This window comes from Loigolactobacillus zhaoyuanensis, from assembly GCF_003946385.1.
Taxonomy (GTDB): Bacteria; Bacillota; Bacilli; order Lactobacillales; family Lactobacillaceae; genus Loigolactobacillus; species Loigolactobacillus zhaoyuanensis.
Map to the genome: position 1 here is coordinate 40,548 of NZ_RHOE01000004.1, position 23,279 is coordinate 63,826.

A 23,279-nucleotide genomic window follows, 5' to 3' on the forward strand; every position below is an offset into this window, starting at 1 on the left:
GCACGCTGATGAACGCAAGAAAGCTCGTCTTGTATTTGTTACTAGCTGCGGCGCTCCTTTTACCGAGTACGGCTAGTTATGCGGCAATAAATAGTCAAGCACAAACCAGTTTTGTGCCTAGTCCGATAGTTAAGCCAAACGTGCCAAATCAGGTGATAGTTCCCAATGATGTGCAATCAAATAATATTCAGGGCAATATACAAACTGTATTGCCACAAACCAATGGGCAAACTTCTTGGGGTTTGACGCTCTTGGGTAGTGTTCTGTTGTTTGGTTTAGCTGGCTTTATGTTTAGAAATAAATTAATGCAACATAAATTAAACTAAGAGGTGACCAAAATGATTAAAAAAAGTGCTTTGGTAACAATGACAATGTTAAGTGGCTTATTAGCGGGTGGGTTAGCAACAAGTGTGAGTGCAGCTGTATCCCAAACCGAGAAGTCAACGGCAACAGCGACTTTCACTGATACGACCGATCCAACTAATCCAATCGATCCCGAAGATCCTGATCCTAGTAATCCTGGTCCTGGCCCTGGTACCGGTGAAACAGGCCCATTGACCATTGATTACGTTTCAGATTTAGATTTTGGAACTCATGATGTCCCAAAAGCAGATGCAACCTATACAGCGGCAAATGATAAAACTACTGATGGTAAAGCAATTCCTAACTTTGTGCAGGTGACTGACCAACGTTCTGGTGCGGTTAAAGGTTGGACCTTGACCGTTATGCAAGATGCCCAATTTACAAATGATGCGAACGGAAAATTAGAGGGTGCACAATTAAAATTCTCAGGAACAGCCGTTACTACAACGGGGAATACTGAAAAGGCGCCTACGACCCATGCTGTTACTTTAGATCCCGGGACTTCAGCAGTTATTATGGATGCTGGCGCTGGCGCTGGATTCGGTACTTGGGCTGATAAATGGGGCAAAGTTACCGATGAAGAAGACGTTTCGACTGCTACATTAAAAGTACCGGTTGCGGCGCATCCAGATGCGGCTACCTACACATCAAACTTAACGTGGACCTTAACGGACGTGCCTGCAACTGCGTAATCAATAAAAACTAACGGACAAAGGATGTGTCTCTGTTGAAACGACAAAATTTAGTATTAGCTACTTTAGCGTTAATTTTAGGGATGTTTGTCTGGCTTCGGCCGGCCGCCGCTAGTGAGTTGACTTTTGGGGTAGAAACCAATCTACCAGATAATCAAGTCGCCAAAGACGTTAATTATTTTGATTTAAAATTAGCGCCAGGGACGCAGCAAACGATCAGCGCAACGGTGACTAATCTGACCGATAAGACGGTTAAATTAAAACCGGAAGTTAATGCAGCGACAACTAATATAAATGGCGTTGTGGAATATACTAAGGCCAAAGCTAAAGCAGACACTACTTTGCGTTATTCGTTAGCTGATTATGTTAAGCCGGAACAAGCGACGGTCGACATACCAGCGCACCAACAACGACAGGTCAAATTAAACGTCACTATGCCGGCAGGTCATTTTAACGGGATCATCGCTGGTGGTCTCAGATTACAAGATGTCAACGCGATCGCGGCCCAAAAAAAGGCCAAAAAAGGGACAACAGTACAAAATCAATATGCCTACGTGATCGGCATTGTTTTGCACCAAAACACGAAGACGATGACCCCACAGATGAAATTAGGTCAAGTCAAGGCTAGTCAGTCCAACTACCGTAATGTGATCAACGCAACGTTACGCAACGTGACCGCAACCTATATCAATCAATTAACGGTTAAAGCAAAGATTTATCCCCGCGGTAGTGAAAAAGTGAAGTACCAGCAGACCAATAAAGGGATGCAAATGGCGCCTAACTCTCAACTAGTATTTCCAGTTCGTTTAAATGGTCAACCACTAAAGGCTGGTAAATACACTATGGATCTGGTTGCGACTTCTAAAGGGCATAAATGGCACTTTAAACGTAACTTTGAGATCGATGGTCAGCGGGCGGCTAAGTTGAATAAGCGGGATGTCACGATCAAGCCTGATTATACTTGGCTTTATACCTTGATTGGCGTGATCATTTTATTAGCGCTGATTGGTGGCTTTTGGTTCTATAGCCGGCGTAAGTTAAAGGCTAAAGAGCGAGAAAATGCGGCTTTACGAGCAGAATTAGATAAGCATAAGCATTAAAAAAATGGCGGTGTGACTGGTTGCAGTCCACCGCTATTTTGGTTCGACAGCTGATTTTTTTAAATTTAAGTCTAAATATGCTAGAATAGCTTAGTTTGAAAGAATTCGGATGAATGGAAGGTGCGGTCAATTGAGTTACGCAAAACAAATGTTAGATGACTTGCAAGCTGGACGATTAGAAGAAGCCAAAACAGCATTTAATCACGCTTTACGCCGGGATGATGATGAAACGTTATACAGTTTAGCAGAGGATCTGTACGCTTCAGGTTTTTTACGGCAAGCACGGCGCACCTATTTACAGTTACTAAAAAAATACCCCACTGAAGATGAGCTACGAACAACATTAGCCGATATTGCTATCAGTGATGGTAAAACTGATGAGGCGCTGACTTATTTACAGGAAGTTAAACCAGAATCGCCAGCGTACGCAGAAAGTCTGTTGGTCAGCGCTGATTTGTATCAACAACAGGGTTTGTACGAAGTCAGTGAGCAGAAATTATTGACCGCCCGCCGCTTATTTCCTGATGAACCGATCATTAGTTTTGCTTTGGCCGAATTTTATTTTGATAGCGGCGAATTTCAAAAGGCGATCGTTCATTACGAAGCATTGGTGGCTACCGGTGAAACAACGATTGCTCAAGTCAATCTTTACCAACGCTTAGGGGTCGCCTATGCCAATAGTGGTGAGTTTGAACAGGCTCGCGATTATCTAGCACAGATCACGGAAGCCGAAATGGATAGTAATACTTTATTTCAAAGTGGCTTTATTGCGTTGCAGTTGAAAGATTATACGCGGGCCATCGATAGTTTTGAACGGGTAGTGGAACAAGATGCGCAGTATAGTTCAGTTTATCCCTATTATGCCGAAGCGTTGGAAGCTGATCAGCAATTACCAGCAGCGTTACGGGTGGTGCAAGCTGGTTTAGCCGTTGACCAGTATAACGAGGTGTTATTCGATAAAGGGGCCCATTTGGCGTTACGTTTAGAAGATGACGCCACCGCAGAGCAATATTTACAGCAACTATTGACGATCGATCCGGAAAACATGCAGGCATTGATCGAATTAAGTAATTTGTACGTTAAATCAGCCCGCCACGAAGAAAATTACGACTTGCTTGAATCCGCATTGCAACAAGGAGATGTCGATCCGCAAGCTTACTGGAACTTTGCGCGTTCGGCGGCTGAATTAGATCATGCTGCTATCGCGCGTGAAAACTACTTGTTGGCTTATCCGACTTTTAAAAATGAGGCTAATTTTCTGAAAGAAATCATTAATTTCTTCCGCAGTATGGGGTTACGTGCTGAAACGTTGGCTGCTTTACAACGCTACGTGAAGATCGTGCCAACGGATGATGAAATGGCTTATCTGCTTGATGATTATTTAGCGGATGAAAATTGATAGCAAAAATGCGTAGCCAAGTGGTTACGCATTTTTTGTGACTAATTTAAGGCAGTAAACTGCGGTAGTAGTCTAGTGAAGCGGGATCCAGCCTTAATTGCTGTTGCAGTTCAGTTTGACTGGCAGCACGGTGCTGGATTAAATAGTGGAGGATATAGCCTTGATGTAGTTTCTGTGGCGTTAAGGCGAAATCTAATAAAGGGGCATCTTTTTTTAAATACTTGTGTAAAGCTGGCGCCGATAATCTGGGATGCTGCCGGTCGAGCCGCGTTTTTAAAAACAGTTCAGCGCTATTCTGTAAAAGTTGGCGTGGCCGCAGATAGTCATGAAAAGCCTGCATAAACACGCGCTCGGTTGCATTAAAACTTAGCTCAGCCGCAATCGTATAAAAATCAGGGGCTAACATTTCTTGGCTGGTAAAACCATGAGCACTAAACAACAGTAGCGCACGGGTATAGAAACTTAATTGCTGATTTTGCAGATGTGCTGCCAATTGTTCAAGCCAAGTAAAGTCAATTGTTGGTTGTAGTATTTCTTTACTTAATCCTTTCAAGCCAACAGTTGGGTAATGCGCGATCAATTCATGGGTGAATAAAAATTTAAAGTAGCCGTTGAGGTGCGAAAGTATTTTATTGTAGGTGTCATTTTTTAACTCACGCTGGCTTAGCAACATGCTCAAGTAATCGCGGATGTCGTTTTCTAGAATATTATCTAGACTGGGATCACTACTAAAGGCCCAGTTGAAGCGCTGTAGGTAGGTGAAGAAGTCTTCGAGCGTACGGGAATATTCAGCAATCGTTATTTCCGCTAACTCTTTTTCAGCTAAGAAATGCTGAAAGTTTTTTTGATAGGGATAGGCCATTGATACCAACTCCTTTAAGCAAGTATATCATAAAAAAGTTACTTTAACTTATTTAATAAAAAACAAATAGCGCAGACAAGCTGCGCATAAATTTAAAAAATAGACCGGCGTTTACGTTCGTAAGTAAAACCTTCGCCTAAGACTTCATGGACATTAATAATTGAAATAAAGGCTTGTGGATCATGTTGAGCAATAATGCGTTTGATAAGGGCGATTTCATTTGGTGCCACCACGCAATAAATCACCTTTTTTTCAGCGTGTTGATAGCCACCCTCAGCTTGTAAGAAACTAGTGCCGCGATTTAGTTGGGCCATAATATCGTCAGCAATTACTTGATAATCATCGCTAATGATCAAAATACCACGCGCGGCATAAGCGCCTTCTTGAGTGAAATCAACGACTTGCGAAAAAATAAAAGAGGCGAGCAGGGTGTACATCATATGCCGGATATCAAGGTAACTTAATGATAAAACCAATACGATAATATCAAAGAAAAGTAGTGAACGGCCCATTGAAATGCCGCGTTGCCGTTCGATGACACGGGCGACAACATCACTACCGCCAGTAGTCCCACCAGCTCGGTAGATCAACCCACTGCCAAAACCACCGCAAAGTCCCGCCATAACCCCAGCGATAAATAAATCATGGTGTAAATTAAGCTGCACCGGTAATCGTTGCCACAACCACAGAAACAGCGATAACATTACCGTTCCATAAACCGTTAGTATAAGTGCGTTACGATCGAGAAATTTATAACCAACGATGATCAACGGAATATTAAGTAATAAGCTGGAATAGGCTGGATCCAGATGGAACCAAAAGCGCAGAATCAATGTAACCCCCGTAATTCCGCCTTCAGCTAAATTATTATTGATATTAATACTCACCAAACCCAGTGCATAAAGTGCACAACCTAAAGCAATTAAAAATAAATCGCGTCCCCGAATACCATGTTGCTCTACCAAAAATACCGCCTCCTTGTTTGATAGTAGAAGAAAATAAACGTTACCCCTGCCTGCATTATACCGGATTTTAGCGCTTACGGATATTTTAATTGCCACGAGAATTTGTTAGTATGTTAAGTAACGAATTAAATTAAATGAAAAAGGTGATCTTTTTGACAAAAATTCTTGTCGCAGGTTTCAAAGGTAGAATGGGCGCTACTGCAACACAAATGGTTTTAAAAAATGCTGATTTTGAATTGGTGGGGGTTTATGATCCAATCGCTACTGAAAAAGATTTAGCTGAGTTACCTGAATTTGCTGGTCAACACGCACCAGTTTTCACTGAATTGAACGCAACGTTGGTAGCTGAACCAGAAATTTGGATCGATTTTACAATTCCCAAAGCGGCAGTGGCTAACACTCAATTCGCCTTGGAACACAAAATATCGCCAGTTGTGGGGACGACTGGTTTTACGGCAGCGGACATTAAAGCTTTGCAAACATTAGCTGAACAACAGAAAACTGGTGGCTTAATTGCGCCTAATTTTAGTTTAAGTGCCGTTTTGATGATGCAATTCTCTAAGCAAGCGGCTAAATATTTCCCTGATGTTGAAATTATTGAAATGCACCATGATAATAAATTAGATGCACCGAGTGGAACGGCCGTTAAGACAGCTGAAATGCTGGCCGAAGTTCGCGGCGACAAGCCACAAGGTAATCCAGATGAGAAAGAAAGTATTCCTGGTGCGCGTGGTGCTAATTATGCGGGCATGCGGATCCACAGCGTACGTTTACCCGGCTTAATTGCGCATCAACAAGTTCAATTTGGTGGCATTGGGGAAGGGCTGACGATTCGCCAAGATACCTATGACCGTGAATCCTTTATGACTGGCGTCGCTTTAGCTTGTCGTAAAGTTCGCCAAGCTAGTCAACTCTACGATGGACTTGAATATCTACTATGAAATTAACTCAGTTACCTGATGAATTTGTCCAAGCGTTACCGGTGCTACATGCAATTATCCAAGCTGGCTTTGAGGCGTATTTTGTTGGTGGTAGTGTGCGTGATGCACTTCTTGGTAAAAAAATTCATGATGTGGATATTGCCACTAGTGCGTACCCAGAAGAAATTAAGCAGATTTTTCGGCGGACAGTTGATACGGGTATCCAACATGGTACCGTTACTGTTTTACAGCAAGACGATGCATACGAAGTCACTACTTTTCGAACTGAATCGACTTATCAGGACTTTCGCCGACCAGATCAAGTCACGTTTGTACGTTCATTGCGCGAGGATTTAAAGCGCCGTGATTTTACGATCAACGCCCTAGCACTACAACACGATGGAACGATCATCGATTTATTTGACGGTCTAACTGATTTAGATAATAAGTTGATTCGTGCTGTGGGCGATCCTAACGAACGGTTCCATGAAGATGCGCTACGGATGATGCGGGCGGTAAGGTTTGAAAGCCAGTTAGCTTTCACCATTGAGCCAGCAACGGCGCTGGCGATTCAAACCCAGCATCAATTGCTAAGTAAAATTGCCATTGAACGAATTCATGATGAATTTGTTAAGCTAATGCTGGGGCAAGCGCGGCGAAATGGCCTAGCTAGTTTTATTGAAACTGAATTATATAGTCAATGTCCAGGTCTTGCTCAAGCTCAGGCAGCGCTAAAGATAATTGCTGAATTGCCAGCAACGCCGTTAGTTAACGAACAAGATGTCTGGTTATTGATCACCCATCAATTGAATCTAAGTATTGAAGCAACTAAGTCGTTCTTGCGACAATGGAAATCAGCAAACGAGTTGATTCAAGCCGTTAGTCTTAGTTTACCCATATTGCAACAATTTTTAGCGCATAGCCCGTTAACCAATTGGAATTATTATGAAACTGGATCAGCTAATATTTTAGCTGCTAATCGGATCGCTCATTTATACGGTGCTGGTGAAGCGGAAGCGGTATTGCAGTCTGCATACCAGCAATTACCAATAAAGCGGCGTAGTGAGCTTGCTGTGAACGGTGGTGACTTGTTACAAGCACTAGGCTTGAAGCCAGGACCACAACTAGGCCAATTATTAGCTGAATTAGAAAAGGCAGTGGTCGCCGCAACATTGCCAAATCAAAAAAAAGCTTTGATTGCGGCAGCTGAAAAATTGAGTCATATTTAATAAAGTGAGTGTGCTGATATTGTATCAGTGACTCTCACTTTTATTTTGTAAGTAACCATGATTGCGTTTTCTATTGCAATCTTTTATGATGAGTGCGAAGTAGAAACTGAGGTAGATAAATCAATGCAAACTTTAACCGCGGAAAATTTAACCAAAACTTATGGCGAAAAAATGCTATTCGATCATATTTCCTTTTTTATTAAAGAAGGTGCCCGGATCGGCTTGATCGGAACCAATGGCGCCGGTAAAACAACCTTATTGAATGCCTTAACCGGCAACGATACCTTTGATCAAGGGGATATTACCACGCCGAAACAATACCGAATTGGCTACTTACAACAGGTTCCACAATTACCACAAGAGCTCACTATTATGCAAGCTATTTTTACCGGTGATAATCCACTGTTTAAGGTAATTGCTGCCTATGAGCGGGCTTTAGCTGCACTTAGCGTTGCTGGTGATGATCCTAAAGCGCAGGCGGCTTATTCTAAGGCTGAAGCAGCGATGAATCAAGGCGATGCCTGGAATGTTGATACGCAGATCAAAACGATTTTATCACAGCTAAAACTCACTGATTTAGATCAGCCGATCAGTGAATTGTCTGGTGGTCAGCAAAAGCGGGTCGGTTTAGCGCAAGTTTTGATCGAATCACCTGACTTACTGATTTTAGACGAACCAACGAACCATCTGGATTTTGCCTCAATCGCTTGGCTGGAAGATTATCTGGCCAGTTACAAAGGCGCGCTGTTAGTGGTGACCCATGATCGTTATTTCCTGGATCGAGTAACTAATCAAATCTATGAACTAGCATTTGGCCAACTAGCTACTTATACCGGTAATTTTGAGGATTATCTACAGCAAAGTGCCGTTGCCGCTGAGCAAGCCAGCGAACAGGCGGCAAAACAAGAGAAACTTTATAAAAAAGAATTAGACTGGATGCATGCAGGCGCTAAAGCACGCTCAACTAAGCAACAGGCCCGCATTAATCGGTTCAATGATCTTAAGACCCAAGTTAATAAGGGTATCGAGCAGGCTGCCGCGGTCGATATTGATTTAGGCCAACAACGATTAGGTAAACAGGTATTAGAACTAAAGCAGGCCAGTCTGAGCTTTCACCAGCATCCCATTATTAAAGATTTTGATTTGATGGTACAAAATCATGCACGGTTGGGTATTACTGGTGAGAATGGGGCCGGTAAGTCGACCTTTTTGAACGTTTTAGCTGGGCGACTACCACTTGATTCTGGAATTATTACTTTAGGTGAAACGGTGCGTTTAGGTTACTACACACAGATGACTGAACAGTTGGATCCGGACAAACGAGTAATCAGCTACCTGCAAGAAGTCGGCGAAGCAGTTACCGGACGTAATGGATCGGTAGTGAGCGTAACGCAGTTATTGGAACAATTTCTTTTCCCTCGTTTCATGCACGGAACACTAATTCGTAAGTTATCTGGCGGTGAGCAACGCCGCTTGTATTTGCTGAAAATTTTAATGCAGCAGCCCAATGTCCTGTTATTAGATGAACCAACTAATGATCTAGATATCAGTACTTTGACTGTCTTAGAAAATTATTTGGCCAACTTTAATGGCGCGGTGATCACAGTTTCTCATGATCGTTATTTTCTGGATCAAGTCGCGGATGACTTACTTATTTTTAATGGTGATGCACAGGTCGATCGCTTTACCGGTGATTTAAGTGACTATCTAGCCCAACAACAGCAGCCAGCAGCTAAAGCAACTGTGGTTACTCAGCCGACAGTGCCCGCTGAGTCAGTGACCAAAGCAAAAACTAAGTTAACTTATAATGAGCAAAAAGAGTGGGCGACTATCGAAACTGATATTGATCAACTAGAACAACAATTGGCTGCGGTACAAACAGCGATGCAAACTAATGGCGCTGACTATGGTAAATTAGCTGAGCAACAACGTGAAGTTGAGCAATTGAATCAACAGATCGAAGATAAAATGCAACGCTGGGATTACCTAAGCCAGTACGCTGAAGCCTAATGAATATTGACTGGTGAGTGACCACATTTATCTAGTAGGAGGAAATAACGACTATGGAAGAAGCATACCTTGATTTAGCACGTAAAATCTTAGCAGAAGGTCATCATAAAAATGATCGTACACAGACTGGTACCTATAGTGTTTTCGGCTATCAAATGCGCTTTGATCTCAGTGAAGGCTTTCCGTTATTGACAACAAAAAAAGTACCTTTTGGCTTAATTAAAAGCGAGCTGCTGTGGTTCTTAAAAGGCGACAGCAATATTCGCTACCTGTTACAGCATAACAACCATATTTGGGACGAATGGGCGTTTAAGCATTATGTGGAAAGTAGTGATTATCAAGGCCCTGATATGACTGATTTTGGTCATCGGCAATTGACCGATGCTACTTTTGCAGCAGCTTATAAGGAACAGAAGCAACTTTTTTGTGACCAAATCTTAAACGATGATCAATTTGCAGCTAAATATGGTGAATTAGGTAACGTTTATGGCAAACAATGGCGCGCTTGGCAGACGCGTAATGGCGAAACCATCGACCAAATCAAAAACGTGATCGAAATGATCAAGACAACGCCGGATTCGCGGCGCATGATCGTGACGGCGTGGAATCCCGAAGATGTACCAACAGCTGCATTGCCACCATGTCACACATTATTTCAATTTTATGTGGCCGATGGTAAACTTAGCTGCCAACTTTATCAACGCAGTGGCGACGTTTTTCTAGGTGTACCATTTAATATTGCTAGCTACGCTTTACTGACCGCTTTGATTGCCAAAGAAGCAGGCTTAGAAGTCGGCGAATTTGTGCATACATTAGGTGACGCGCACATTTACAGTAATCATCTGGACCAGGTCAAGGAACAGTTGACCCGCACCCCACGGTCAGTGCCAACATTGAAATTAAATCCTGATAAACATAGTATTTTTGATTATGATGTGGCGGACATTCAATTAGAAAATTACGATCCGTATCCAGTAATTAAGGCACCAGTTGCGGTGTAGAACCCACGTTACATTAGATTTTAGAGGAGGACACTAAATGACAATTGCATTTATGTGGGCGGAAGCGCAAGACCATTTAATTGGTGCTAAGGGGCAATTGCCCTGGCATTTACCTGCTGATCTACAGCATTTTAAGCAAGTCACGGTGAATCAAATCGTAGTAATGGGCCGGAAAACTTATGCGGGTATGGGCAAGCCGTTGCCGCAGCGGACTAACATTGTTCTTAGCCAACAAACTGATTATCCAGTTGCACCTGGCGTGATCCTATTAAATAATGTTGCGGCAGTTTTAGCGTATGCAGCAGCGCATCCACAGCAGGAAACGATCATTATTGGGGGCGCACAAATTTTCAACTTATTCAAGGATCAGGTTACGCGCTTATATGTCACTAAGATTGCGGCCCGTTTCAGCGGTGACACCTATATGCCTGAATTAGATTGGCCAGCTTTTACGCGTGTTGCGTTTCAGCCAGGGGTAGTTGACGCTAAAAATAAATATCCCTATTCATTTGCTACTTACCAACGTACAAATGAATAATTTTTTGAGTGGCAAGTGAAAAATCAGGGTTAATCTGCTATACTAAATTAGTGTTTAGTTACTGGGCTCAAATCATTAAAAACTGTAATTTTGTTCCAGTAATAACAGGTTGAAAACAATTTGTAAGAAAGTGTGGCTGAAGTTCGTGGCATCTATAAAAATCGTAACCGATTCGTCGGTTCAACTAACCTCTGAAGAAGTTGAAAAATACAACATCACGGTCATTCCACTTTCAGTTATGATTGACGGTACCGTATATATCGATGGTAAAACCATTACCCGCCCACAGTTCGTTGAGTTAATGAACCAATCAGTAGCGCTACCTAAAACTAGCCAACCACCAATTGGGGAATTCATTGAATTATTTGATCAGCTAGGGGCTGACGGTAGCCAAGTCATTGCGTTGCATATGACTGACGCGATCAGTGGTACTGTGAATACAGCACGGCAAGCGGCTAACCTCAGTAAAAGCGATGTAACCGTGATCGATTCGCGTGAAACTGATCGTGGTATGGCCTTTCAAGTTTTACGGGCCGCTCAATTAGCACAATCAGGTGCTGATAAGGCAACTATCATCGCGGCAATCGACCGGGTACGTAACAGTACCAAATTGTACATGGCTGTTATGACTTTAGATAACATTGTTAAGGGTGGTCGGGTCAGCAAAGTAACTGGTTTAATTTCGAGCATCTTAAACATGAAAGTTATTTTTGAAATGATCGATGGTGAGTTGAACGTCAGAACTAAAGGGCGCGGAACAAAAACCGTTAATAATTTTATGCGTGACTTAATTGCTGACTTAGCAACTAAACCTAACATTAAAGGAATCGGCATTTCACATGTTGCTGCTAATAGTGTGATGGAAAAATTTAAGGCCGACATTCAGGCAGCTTTACCTAATGTGCCGTTATTGATCCGCGATACCAGTCCAATTATTGCGACTTACGCGGGTATGGGTGCTTTTGCGATCATGTATTATACGGAGGATTAGTCAGTAAATGAAGTCTTTACTGACCGATTAAATGTAAATGTGTCTAAAAAGATGATCTCAAAGACATGCTCATCAAAAATTTGTAGTAAAATGGGGCTGCGACGCGTTTGTCAAAGCCCTTTTAATATAGCTGTAAATATTTAGCTGAGAATTTACTAGAAGAAATATCAATATACAAGGAGTTGCAACATTGCGCGGTTTAAAAATTCTAAAAGAGATCGTCTTGGTCGTCGTCATCATTGGTGTTATTGCCGGTGGTATTTATGCTGGACTTAATTATTTTGCTCCAGGCACAGCTAGTGATCAAGTGACTAATACGCGTCCAAAACCAACAGTTAAAAAGAAGAAAACCATCCAGCTAGTGGCTGTTGGCGATTCTCTAACTGAAGGGATCGGTGACGGTCAAAAGCAAGGCGGCTACGTTGGAATCATCAAAGATGAGCTGACTACTAAGCAAACGGTTAAGACCCAGACCCAAAATTACGGGATCGCTGGTGAAACGAGTACCCAAATCGATCAGCGGGTAAAGACTGATCGATCTTTACAACAAGCTTTAAAAAAAGCGGACGTAATTACAATGTCGGTCGGTGGCAATGATTTAATGGCGGTCCTGCGCCAACAAATGCTTAACCTGAATGAAGCGGACATCAAAAAAGCGCAAACCGCCTATCTCGGTCATTTGACAACATTATTACAAGATGTCCGTCAACAAAATACAACGGCACCGATTTTTGTTTTCGGCATCTATAATCCGTTTTACCTTTATTTCCCCAAGATGACTAAGATGCAGACTGCAGTTGAGGATTGGAATAGTGCCTCCGCTAAGATCATTAAACAACAAAAAAATAGTTATTTGATCGATATCTGTGATCAATTATCGAAAGGTGAAAAACTGACAACTCAGAAAAAGACAACGGCTAAAGCTACCAGCGACAGTAGTAGTGACAAAAATAGTTTGATTTTTACGGAAGATAACTTTCATCCCAACCATTCCGGCTATCAGGTCATGGCGGATGATCTATATCAAGTAATGATGCAACAAAAGAATAAGTGGTTATATAGATAGGATATGAATATGAACACAAAAAAAAGAACAACAAAAAAGGCACCGCTTAATTGGTGGAAGTGGCTTTTTATCGGTTTAGTCGCAATCATTATCGGCAGTGGGGCTTATTTAGGAACTAAATTAACGACACCACCAGCTACAACGACTAGTAGCGAAAAATTAATCAAACGTGAGCCAACCTTTGCTGTAAACTTGAATAAATCGCAGGTCAATGCGGTCACCAGTTATTACCTGAGCCATTATCTGAAAAACAGTAAAATCAAGTATGAATTTACCTTGGACGATCAAGCAGTTCTCAAGGGAAAATTTAAGCTATTAGGTTATCCGGTCCCGTTTTCAATTTATTTTGATCCCTACGTTAGAGAAAATGGCGACGTGCAATTGAAGGCGCGGCGAATGGCGATCGGTAGTTTATCTGTACCAATTACGACGGTAATGAATTATATTAGTCATAGTTATAAATTTCCTAAATGGGTCGTGCTTGATAGTAAGCAAAAAACAATTTTACTGAAATTGAATGAATTTAAAATGAAAAACGGTATGCAGATCAAGGCAACTCGAATCGACTTACCAAATGATAAAATCAATCTTAATATTTATATTCCCCAATTTAATTGATCAATAAATAACTATAATCGTGAAGTAGAGGTGTGAAATCAATGCGCAAAAGTTTTTATCAATTTTTAATGACGCTACGTGACCCAGAAAGTCATGATGAAATTTCCCAATTTGCCGCCAATGCTTTTTTCGATCAAAGTTTCCCCAAGTTGGAACAAGCTTATGAACCGTTATCCCATTATCTGGAAGAAAATGCAGGTTATTTACCTAGTATGACTATTTTTGATGATGCTTTTCTAAAATATCAAGAACAAGCACGTGAACTTTAATCGAGGCAGCTAAATAAGTAGGTGAATTTATTGGAAGAGAAACCACAATCAGATCCAAAAGCACCAAAACGGCGTAAACGCCGGGTTAGTTTATTGGTTTATATTAGTTCAACGTTATTAGCCCTTTTTGTCGGTATTTTTATGACGATCTTGGTGATCGGCTTAAATAGTCGCACTAGTCAATCGTTAGATACGTCTACTACAGGTTTTAGTAAACTTAGTCAAGTTTACCAAACTATCAATCAGCAATATTATCGTAAAACTGACCAAAATAAATTGATCAACGGAGCGGTCAAGGGTATGATCGCTAGCTTAGGCGATCCATACTCAGAATATTTAAGCGGTAGTGACGCCAGCACCCTAGATAATACGATCTCCGGTAGCTTCGAAGGTATTGGTGCAGAGATCCAGAAAAAAGGCCAGTACATCGAGATCGTTTCGCCAATTGCCGGTAGTCCAGCTAAAAAAGCTGGCTTGAAGGCCAATGATGTGATCACCGCGATCAATGACCAATCAACGGCTGGCTGGAGTGCAACTAAAGCAACTAATAAGATTCGTGGTAAAAAGAATACGACGGTCAAATTAACGATCAAGCGGGATAAGCAAAGCTTTAAAGTAACACTGAAGCGTGATGTGATTCCGGTGAAAACAGTGAATGCCCATTTAGACAAAAATCAACCAACCATTGGTTATATCCAGATCACAAGTTTCTCAGAACCAACCTTCAAGGAAACTAAAGCGGCAATTACTAAGTTACGCAAACAAGGGGCAAAATCATTTGTGATCGATGTGCGCAGTAATCCTGGTGGTATTATGCAACAAGCCCTGAAGATATCTAGTATGTTTGTTGCTAATGGCAAGCCACTAATGCAAGTTAAACCGCGGACTGGACAAGCAACGGTTTATCACGCCAGTAAATCTGAGGACGGCGGCTTTAAAGTCAAAGAACCCGTTAAAGTTTTGATCGATGACGGTAGTGCCAGTGCTTCCGAAATTTTTGCGGCGGCTTTAAATCAATCTGCTAATGTAGAATTGATCGGGACCAAATCATTTGGTAAAGGCACTGTGCAACAGGTCGTCCAGCTCGATAAAAAGAGTGAATTTAAGTTGACGATTGCCAAGTGGTTAACACCTAATGGTAGCTGGATCAACAAACGTGGATTAACGCCTAATATTGTGGCTAAATATCCTAGTTACGCTTATTTACCTGTTGTCAGTGATGCAAAGACTTACCAGTTGAATGATGTTTCCAGTAAGATCAAAACCATACAAACTGAATTAAAAGCCGTAGGGCAAGATCCAGGAACGATCAATGGCTACTTTAGTGACACAACACAACAAGCTGTGACTGCTTTCCAAGCTGCCAATAACTTAACCCAATCCGGCAAGTTAGACCCAGCAACGATCGATAAATTACAAACCGCGATCACTAAACAAATTAGCGATAATGATGTGGCTTATAATAAAGCAGTCGAACAATTAACTAAAGAATAATTAAGTGACAAGGTACTGATAAAATAAGTTGTCAGTACCTTGTTTTTTCGTCTGCGCAAATTCGGTTTAAAAATATGATAGAATAAAACAGAACGAAGCCAGGCGTTTAACGCCGGCAAACGAAAGGATTTTTATATATGAGTACGATTCAATGGTTTCCTGGCCACATGGCAAAAGCCAAGAAGCAGGTTCAAGAAAAATTACATTTGGTAGATATTGTTTTAGAGATCGTTGATGCTCGCTTACCGTTAGCTTCCCGCAATCCAATTTTAGATCAGATCATTCAACAGAAGCCGCGGCTAATGATCCTTAACAAGGCCGATTTAGCTGATGCCGCATTAAATGCTGCTTGGCTTGATTATTTTAAGCGTCAAGGCTTACCCGCCATCAGTATTGATTCACAACATAATCATAACGTGCAGCAAATCGAAAAGCAGGCACAAGTGATCTTAGCCGATAAAATCGCTCGGCAACAGGCTAAAGGAATCAAAAATAAGCCGATCCGCGCAATCTGTATTGGCATCCCCAATGTAGGTAAGTCAACCATCCTCAATCGACTAGTCAAAAAAAATATTGCGATCACCGGGAATCATCCCGGTGTCACCAAAAGACAACAGTGGCTAAAGGCCGGCAAGCACTTAGAACTGTTGGATACTCCCGGGATTCTCTGGCCTAAATTTGAAGATCCCTTGGTTGGTCAAAAATTAGCCTTAACTGGTGCGATCAAAGATTCACTCTATCATTCAGATGATGTTGCCCTTTATATGCTAGCATTCTTTAAGCAATATTTTCCTGAACGCCTACAGCAACGTTACCATATAACTGAAGAAGATCTTACTTTGACCGATCCTGATTTATTGATGAAATTAACCGCTGATTTTGGACTTAAGCAGGATTACGAACGGGCTAGTGAACGATTAATTCTTGATTGTCGCAAAGGTAAGTTAGGCCGTTACACGCTAGATCAAGTCATTGAAGCGGGCAGCTAATGAGTGAATCAATTGTCCAGATCAAACAACATTTAATGACTCAACCTACCGCTGCATATTTGGCCCAATTAGCAAGTGATCCGCGTAAAGGGGTTCAACGTTGTTTACTGCAATATCAGAAGCAGCAAGCCAAATTAGTCGCACAACGTGCTGCTTTTTTGGAACGGCGTCATTATGAAGAGCAACTTTGGCCACAATATCCACAAATTGCCGGGATCGATGAAGTCGGGCGTGGGCCACTAGCTGGTCCAGTGGTCACTGCGGCAGTAATTTTACCCCATGACTTTGCGGTTTATGCGGTCAATGACTCCAAACAGCTGACCGCTACACTGCGGCAACAGCTTTACTCCCAGATCCTAGAACAAGCAGTCAGTGTTGCAATTGGTGTTAGTGACGCCGCAACGATCGACCGAGTTAATATTTTAGAAGCAACAAAATTAGCCATGCAGCAGGCGGTCGCGGGACTCAGCGTGCGGCCCGGCCATTTATTGATCGATGCTGTTAAGCTAAAAACTGATATTCCGACGATCAGTATGTTTAAAGGCGATAGTCATAGTATCAGTATTGCTGCAGCCAGTATCGTGGCCAAAGTGATTCGTGATCGTTTGATGCTAGCTTATGATCAGGCCTATCCCGGCTATGATTTTGCCGATAATGCTGGTTACGGTACGGCTAAACATTTAGCTGGTTTGGCTAAACTGGGCGTAACACCAATTCATCGCCGCAGTTTTGCACCGATAAAAAACCAATTAAAATAATTTAGCGCTCCTTTGCGTAGTTTAGTATTAAACCACTAAAAGGAGCGTTTTTATGCATCCACAAACTTTATTACTAAAAATTCATCTCTGCTCAGGTATTGGCCGGGTCGGTGAACTCAGAATTGCTGAATACTTACGCCAACATCGTCAAAGCCAGCTGAACCTAACACAGTTATGTCAGTTAGCCCAATTAAATGTGACCCAGCAGCGCCAGTTTCAACAATCGTGGGCCAGTGATACCCTGCAGTTTATCTTGCAGAGTCATCAAAATTTAAAAATATTAACTTGGCTTGATGACGCGTACCCGCTATACTTACGAGAAAGCTATCAGCCGCCCAGTGTTTTATTTTATCAAGGTCAACTTGAGCTATTAGCTCAGCCGGCTTTGGCTTTAGTAGGCGCGCGGCAAGCAACTGATTACACACAACGAGTACTAACTCAATTTATGCCTGCCTTAGTCGCACATCATGTGGTGACAATCAGCGGACTAGCGGCCGGCGCCGATCGAATGGCGCATTTAACTACACTAGCAGCACGTGGCCGAACAATTGCCGTTGTCGGAACTGGTTTAGATGGCTATTATCCGCGAGCGAACCAAGCGCTACAGCAACGCATCGCCACTGACGGTTTAGTACTGACTGAATATCCATTAGGCAGTAAACCACAACGCTACCATTTTCCAGAGCGTAATCGCATCATTGCTGGTTTATGCCAAGCATTGTGCGTTACCGAAGCACGACAGCATAGTGGCAGTCTGATTACCGCTAACTTGGCACTACAAGCTAATCGTAATGTTTTAGCCGTTCCAGGTGCTTTGTGGCAACCGTTGTCAGTTGGCTGTAATCAGCTGATTGCTGCTGGTGCACGGCCGGCACTTTCTGCCAATGATTTACTTGAAGAAATGAGTATTATATGAAGCAAAAAAATAGTTAGAGTTGACAAACCGCTTTGGCTTGGCATATGATATTTTACGATTCGTTAGTTCTAAAGAAACGAACTGAAAGGGGATTGTCATGGCGTATAAAAACCTCGTGATCGTTGAATCACCATCCAAAGCCAAGACGATTGAAAAATATCTCGGCCGCAATTACAAAGTCGTGGCGAGTCTCGGTCATATTCGCGACTTACCCAAAAGTAAAATGGGGGTCGACTTCGAACATGACTATGAACCACACTACATTTCCATCCGTGGTAAGGGTGACGTCATAAAAAATTTGAAAAAATATGCTAAAAAAGCGGAACATGTTTATCTGGCTTCTGATCCCGATCGGGAAGGCGAAGCGATTGCTTGGCATGTTTCCCATATTTTAGGTTTAGATCCTGCAGATAAAAATCGCGTTACCTTTAACGAAATCACCAAAGATACCGTTAAAAATGCGTTTAAATCACCACGCAGCATTGACATGGACTTAGTCGACGCACAACAAGCGCGGCGGATCATGGATCGTATTGTCGGTTATTCGATTTCACCGCTTTTATGGAAAAAGGTCAAAAAAGGGCTTAGTGCCGGCCGTGTTCAATCGATTGCTTTAAAATTGATCATCGACCGGGAAAATGAAATTAAGGCGTTTGAACCAGAAGAGTACTGGACGATCGATTCCGAATTTAAAAAAGGGACCAAAAAGTTTGCCGCTAGTTTTTACGGTATTGATGGTAAAAAGAAGGCGTTGAAGAACCAATCTGCTACGCAAAAAATTGTTGAACGGATCGATCCTAAGGCAACGTTTGATATCACTAAAGTGACTAAGCGCGAGCGGAAACGATTCCCGCAAGCACCTTTTACCACTAGTTCATTGCAACAAGAAGCAGTACGGCGTTTGAATTTCCGGACGCGGAAAACAATGATGGTGGCGCAACAACTTTATGAAGGAATCAATCTAGGTGGGCGTCAGGGTACGGTAGGTTTAATTACCTATATGCGAACCGATTCGACACGGATCTCTGAAGTTGCTAAGCACGAAGCGAGTCATTTTCTCCATGAAAATTACGGTGAAGAATTTGCCGCTTTGAAAATTCATAAAACTAAGAATCCAGAAGGCGCTCAGGATGCCCATGAAGCCATTCGACCATCAAGTGTGCTCCGAACACCGAAAAGCTTAGAAAGTATTTTAAGCAAGGATCAAATGAAACTCTATCAATTGATCTGGTCACGTTTTTTAGCCAGTCAAATGACGCCAGTTATTTTAGATACGATGGCGGTGACGATCGAGCAAAATGGCGTTACCTATAAAGCTACTGGTTCGAAAATGAAATTTGCTGGGTTTACCAAAGTTTACGATAGCGGTAATAAAGATAAAAAAGATAATATGTTGCCTAATTTAGTGGAAGGCGATACGGTTAAATTAGCTAAAAACGAGCCTAATCAGCATTTCACCCAGCCACCGGCACGTTTTTCTGAAGCAACTTTGATCAAAACACTTGAAGAAAACGGCGTTGGCCGGCCATCCACTTACGCGCCAACTATCGAAACGATCCAACGGCGTTACTACGTTAAGCTTGAAGCTAAGCGTTTTGAACCAACTGAACTTGGTGAGATCGTTAATAGTATCATTGTTGAATTTTTCCCAGATATTGTGAATATTGATTTCACTGCTGGCTTGGAAAGTGATCTTGATGCCATTGAAGCGGGTAAGCAAAAATGGATTCAAGTGGTCGATGTATTCTACCAACCGTTTGAAAAAGAAGTGACTTCAGCGGAAACGAACATCGAAAAAGTGCAGATCAAAGATGAACCAGCTGGTTTTGATTGTGATATTTGTGGCGCGCCAATGGTCATTAAGCTGGGACGTTATGGTAAGTTTTATGCCTGCAGTCGTTTTCCTGATTGTCGAAATACCAAAGCGATCACAAAGGAAATCGGTGTGATCTGTCCTCAATGCCATACTGGCCAGGTCTTAGAACGAAAATCTAAGAAAAAACGTATTTTCTACGGCTGCAGTCGTTATCCAGAATGTGATTTTGTTTCTTGGGACAAACCGATCGGCCGTGATTGTCCTAAGGATGGTCATTACTTGGTCGAAAAGAAGATCAAAGGTGGCAAACAAGTCGTCTGTCCGAATGGCGATTACGAAGAGGCTGTACAAAAATAACATTAGGTTTCAACAATCGTGAAATAGAAGTGAGGAACGAATATGACACAGAATGCTCCCCATATTAATGTGATCGGTGCTGGTCTAGCTGGTAGTGAAGCTGCTTGGCAGGCCGCACAACGTGGTATAAACGTGGATCTGTACGAAATGCGGCCGGTAAAAACAACGCCAGCCCATCATACAGATCAATTTGCCGAGTTAGTTTGCACAAATTCATTACGGGCTAACCAAATCACCAATGCAGTTGGTCTATTAAAGGAAGAAATGCGCCAATTAAATTCAGTTATTCTAGATGCTGCAGATAAAAATGCCGTGCCAGCAGGTGGTGCCTTAGCGGTCGATCGTGAACCTTTTTCAGCTATGGTCACTGAACAAATCAAAGCACTGCCCAACGTCACTGTGCATAATGAAGAATTAACTGATTTTCCTGACGGACCAACAGTTGTAGCTACTGGGCCATTAACGTCAGCCGACTTAGCTGAACAAATTCAAGCACTTAATGACAGTGATAGCTTGTATTTCTATGATGCTGCTGCACCGATCATTGATAAAAATAGTATCGATTTTGATAAAGTTTACCTTAAATCACGCTATGACAAAGGTGAGGCGGCGTACCTTAATTGTCCGATGAATAAGCAGGAATTTGAGACGTTCTACAATGCCTTGATCACTGCTGAAACAGCGGCCATGCATGACTTTGAGGCAGAAAAGTTTTTTGAAGGTTGCATGCCGATCGAAGTTATGGCTAAGCGCGGATTGAAGACCATGTTATTTGGCCCACTAAAACCAGTTGGCCTGGAAGATCCGCGCACTGGTAAACAGCCCTATGCAGTGGTCCAATTACGTCAAGATAATGCTGCCGGGAGTTTGTACAACATTGTTGGCTTTCAAACTCATCTAAAATGGGGCGAACAAAAGCGGGTTTTGCGTTTGATCCCAGGGCTTGAGCAAGCTGAATTTGTACGTTACGGTGTGATGCATCGTAATACCTTTATGCGTTCACCAGAGCTATTAGAACCAACTTATCAAGCCAAACAGCGAACTGATTTATTCTTTGCTGGTCAGATGACTGGCGTTGAAGGTTACGTCGAAAGTGCTGCTAGTGGCTTAGTTGCAGGTATCAATGCAGCTCGTCTGGCTCAAGAACAACTGCCACTGATTTTTCCAGAAGAAACAATGATCGGGGCGATGGCTCACTACATCACGCATACTAATGCTCGTCATTTCCAACCAATGAATGCTAATTTTGGTATCATCAAAGCATTACCGGAAAAGATTCGCGATAAGCAGTTGCGTAATCAGACTTTAGCTGACCGTTCACTAACTACTTTGGCCGAATTCAAGCCCCAATTATAGCTACTTTTAAATTCTTTCCGACTTGTGTTACAGTAAATGCATTAAGTCGGGAGGGATTTTTTTGTTAGAATTAAATTGGCTCGATTTATTTATGCAATACTTATCGGTTGAACGACAATATAGTCCGGAGACTAGTAAGGCCTATCAAGAAGATATTTTGAGTTTTGTTCATTTTCTCAAGGACAATGGTGGCATCAATTCTTTTAAAGCGATAAAATTATTAGATGTACGGACGTACCTTAGTTTTTTGTATGAACAACAATACAGTCGTAATTCAGTTTCACGCAAAATCTCTAGCTTACGTTCATTTTATAATTATCTGGTCAAAAATAATTTTGTTACCACCAATCCTTTTTCAACGGTGCAATTAAAGCGGCACAACGCCCATTTACCCCGTTTTTTCTATGAAAAAGAAATGCAAGCGCTATTTGATGCGGCACAAGGAGATCGGCCTTTAGACCTACGCAATTCGGCATTACTTGAAGTATTATATGCGACAGGGATCCGGGTGAGTGAGTGCGTTAATTTACAGCTCAGTGCGGTCGATTTTGATCTTAGTGTGATGCTGATCCATGGTAAAGGTAATAAAGATCGTTACGTCCCGTTTGGTCATTTTGCCGCGGAAGCATTAGATCATTATTTAACTGATTGCCGCACACCTTTGATGGAAAAATATCAGACTGAGCATGATTATGTTTTCGTTAATCACTATGGTAAGCAATTAACGGCTGCGGGTGTCGAGTATATTTTGAATCAGATCATCAAAAAAAGTAGTCTGACTTCCGATATTCATCCCCACATGTTGCGCCATACCTTTGCCACTCATTTATTGAATAATGGTGCTGATCTACGGACAGTTCAAGAGTTATTGGGTCATAGTAGCCTATCAACAACGCAAATTTACACTCACGTAACGACAGAACATTTACAGCAAGATTATCGTAAATATTTTCCGCGTGCCCAATCCTAAATATAAGCAAAGAAGGAATATGACTAATGACAGCGATAAAATTTGAAGCAACCACCATCTGTGCAGTTCGCCATAACGGACAAGCCGCAATGGCTGGCGATGGTCAAGTGACCATGGGTGAACAAGTGATCATGAAGGGTACGGCTAGAAAAGTGCGTCGCATCTATAACAACCAGGTCGTCGTTGGTTTTGCCGGTAGTGTGGCCGACGCATTTAACCTAGAGGAACGTTTCGAAAAGAAATTAAATGAATACAGTGGCAATTTATCGCGCGCGGCAGTTGAACTAGCGCAAGACTGGCGCTCCGATCAGACTTTGCAAAAGCTGGAAGCTTTATTGATCGTTATGAATAAGGATCAATTATTATTGGTTTCTGGTAACGGTGAAGTGATCGAACCTGACGATAATATTTTAGCCATCGGTTCCGGTGGTAATTATGCGTTAGCAGCAGCCAAAGCATTAACGGCTAATGCACAAACCATGAGCGCCCATGACATTGCCCATGCTGCGATCAGCATCGCCGGTGATATCGATATTTTCACTAATCACAATATCATTGTCGAAGATCTATAAAACTATTTTATAACCACAGTAGCGGAAT

Annotated in this window: 23 protein-coding genes; 21 read left to right on the forward strand and 2 right to left on the reverse strand. The window is 42.1% G+C overall.

Annotated elements, in window-relative coordinates; translation table 11 throughout:
• Window positions 1-8 precede the first annotated feature (8 nt).
• The 4 genes from EKM76_RS01580 (at window position 9) to EKM76_RS01595 (ending at window position 3,554) form a co-directional block, all read left to right on the forward strand.
• Window positions 9-326, forward strand: coding sequence for an LPXTG cell wall anchor domain-containing protein (locus EKM76_RS01580; RefSeq protein ID WP_125548920.1), 318 nt, complete (start codon window positions 9-11; stop codon window positions 324-326).
• Window positions 327-338: 12 nt separating this feature from the next.
• Window positions 339-1,055, forward strand: coding sequence for a WxL domain-containing protein (locus EKM76_RS01585; protein ID WP_125548921.1), 717 nt, complete (start codon window positions 339-341; stop codon window positions 1,053-1,055).
• Between the two features lie 35 nt (window positions 1,056-1,090).
• Complete coding sequence (locus EKM76_RS01590; protein ID WP_125548922.1) at window positions 1,091-2,155, forward strand: DUF916 and DUF3324 domain-containing protein; 1,065 nt, start codon at window positions 1,091-1,093, stop codon at window positions 2,153-2,155.
• A 130-nt stretch (window positions 2,156-2,285) separates the two neighbouring features.
• A complete protein-coding gene (locus EKM76_RS01595; protein ID WP_191986889.1) occupies window positions 2,286-3,554 on the forward strand; it encodes a tetratricopeptide repeat protein in 1,269 nt (422 codons plus the stop codon).
• A gap of 46 nt (window positions 3,555-3,600) precedes the next feature.
• Here EKM76_RS01595 and EKM76_RS01600 read toward each other — a convergent pair whose 3' ends face one another.
• Both EKM76_RS01600 and EKM76_RS01605 read right to left on the reverse strand, forming a co-directional pair.
• Window positions 3,601-4,416: a site-specific integrase gene (locus EKM76_RS01600; RefSeq protein ID WP_125548924.1), complete on the reverse strand. Its 816-nt coding sequence runs from the start codon at window positions 4,414-4,416 to the stop codon at window positions 3,601-3,603.
• Between the two features lie 92 nt (window positions 4,417-4,508).
• Entirely contained in the window at window positions 4,509-5,381 is an 873-nt protein-coding gene (locus tag EKM76_RS01605; RefSeq protein ID WP_125548925.1) for a YitT family protein, read from the reverse strand.
• Window positions 5,382-5,533: 152 nt separating this feature from the next.
• Here EKM76_RS01605 and dapB point away from each other — a divergent pair, with 152 nt between their 5' ends.
• The 17 genes from dapB (at window position 5,534) to hslV (ending at window position 23,251) form a co-directional block, all read left to right on the forward strand.
• A complete protein-coding gene (gene dapB, locus EKM76_RS01610; protein WP_191986891.1) occupies window positions 5,534-6,322 on the forward strand; it encodes a 4-hydroxy-tetrahydrodipicolinate reductase in 789 nt (262 codons plus the stop codon).
• On the forward strand, window positions 6,319-7,530 hold the full coding sequence (locus tag EKM76_RS01615) for a CCA tRNA nucleotidyltransferase (protein ID WP_125548927.1): 1,212 nt from the start codon (window positions 6,319-6,321) through the stop codon (window positions 7,528-7,530). The genes dapB and EKM76_RS01615 overlap by 4 nt, the downstream gene beginning before the upstream one ends.
• 123 nt (window positions 7,531-7,653) lie before the next feature.
• Entirely contained in the window at window positions 7,654-9,540 is a 1,887-nt protein-coding gene (locus EKM76_RS01620) for an ABC-F family ATP-binding cassette domain-containing protein (RefSeq protein WP_125548928.1), read from the forward strand.
• Between the two features lie 53 nt (window positions 9,541-9,593).
• Window positions 9,594-10,541 (forward strand): thymidylate synthase, encoded by a 948-nt coding sequence (locus EKM76_RS01625; protein WP_125548929.1) that lies wholly within the window; start codon window positions 9,594-9,596, stop codon window positions 10,539-10,541.
• A gap of 37 nt (window positions 10,542-10,578) precedes the next feature.
• Window positions 10,579-11,079, forward strand: coding sequence for a dihydrofolate reductase (locus tag EKM76_RS01630; protein WP_125548930.1), 501 nt, complete (start codon window positions 10,579-10,581; stop codon window positions 11,077-11,079).
• Window positions 11,080-11,224: 145 nt separating this feature from the next.
• Window positions 11,225-12,070: a DegV family protein gene (locus tag EKM76_RS01635; RefSeq protein ID WP_125548931.1), complete on the forward strand. Its 846-nt coding sequence runs from the start codon at window positions 11,225-11,227 to the stop codon at window positions 12,068-12,070.
• A 190-nt stretch (window positions 12,071-12,260) separates the two neighbouring features.
• Window positions 12,261-13,136, forward strand: coding sequence for an SGNH/GDSL hydrolase family protein (locus EKM76_RS01640; RefSeq protein WP_225417851.1), 876 nt, complete (start codon window positions 12,261-12,263; stop codon window positions 13,134-13,136).
• A gap of 9 nt (window positions 13,137-13,145) precedes the next feature.
• Window positions 13,146-13,754, forward strand: coding sequence for a YpmS family protein (locus EKM76_RS01645; protein ID WP_125548932.1), 609 nt, complete (start codon window positions 13,146-13,148; stop codon window positions 13,752-13,754).
• A gap of 41 nt (window positions 13,755-13,795) precedes the next feature.
• Window positions 13,796-14,023: a YozE family protein gene (locus tag EKM76_RS01650; protein ID WP_125548933.1), complete on the forward strand. Its 228-nt coding sequence runs from the start codon at window positions 13,796-13,798 to the stop codon at window positions 14,021-14,023.
• Between the two features lie 21 nt (window positions 14,024-14,044).
• Window positions 14,045-15,517, forward strand: a complete 1,473-nt coding sequence (locus EKM76_RS01655) for a S41 family peptidase (protein ID WP_125548934.1) — start codon at window positions 14,045-14,047, stop codon at window positions 15,515-15,517.
• A gap of 137 nt (window positions 15,518-15,654) precedes the next feature.
• Entirely contained in the window at window positions 15,655-16,506 is an 852-nt protein-coding gene (ylqF, locus tag EKM76_RS01660) for a ribosome biogenesis GTPase YlqF (RefSeq protein ID WP_125548935.1), read from the forward strand.
• Entirely contained in the window at window positions 16,506-17,264 is a 759-nt protein-coding gene (locus EKM76_RS01665; RefSeq protein WP_125548936.1) for a ribonuclease HII, read from the forward strand. Before ylqF ends, EKM76_RS01665 begins: the two co-directional genes overlap by 1 nt.
• Before the next feature lie 52 nt (window positions 17,265-17,316).
• Window positions 17,317-18,180 carry a DNA-processing protein DprA gene (gene dprA, locus EKM76_RS01670; RefSeq protein WP_125548937.1) on the forward strand — a complete coding sequence of 288 codons (864 nt, stop codon included), beginning with the start codon at window positions 17,317-17,319 and terminating at the stop codon, window positions 18,178-18,180.
• A 97-nt stretch (window positions 18,181-18,277) separates the two neighbouring features.
• Complete coding sequence (gene topA / locus EKM76_RS01675; protein WP_125548938.1) at window positions 18,278-20,353, forward strand: type I DNA topoisomerase; 2,076 nt, start codon at window positions 18,278-18,280, stop codon at window positions 20,351-20,353.
• 42 nt (window positions 20,354-20,395) lie between these two features.
• On the forward strand, window positions 20,396-21,709 hold the full coding sequence (gene trmFO, locus EKM76_RS01680; protein ID WP_125548939.1) for an FADH(2)-oxidizing methylenetetrahydrofolate--tRNA-(uracil(54)-C(5))-methyltransferase TrmFO: 1,314 nt from the start codon (window positions 20,396-20,398) through the stop codon (window positions 21,707-21,709).
• Window positions 21,710-21,770: 61 nt separating this feature from the next.
• Window positions 21,771-22,679, forward strand: a complete 909-nt coding sequence (gene xerC / locus EKM76_RS01685) for a tyrosine recombinase XerC (protein WP_125548940.1) — start codon at window positions 21,771-21,773, stop codon at window positions 22,677-22,679.
• A gap of 26 nt (window positions 22,680-22,705) precedes the next feature.
• Window positions 22,706-23,251: an HslVU peptidase proteolytic subunit gene (hslV, locus tag EKM76_RS01690; RefSeq protein WP_125548941.1), complete on the forward strand. Its 546-nt coding sequence runs from the start codon at window positions 22,706-22,708 to the stop codon at window positions 23,249-23,251.
• Window positions 23,252-23,279: the final 28 nt, after the last annotated feature.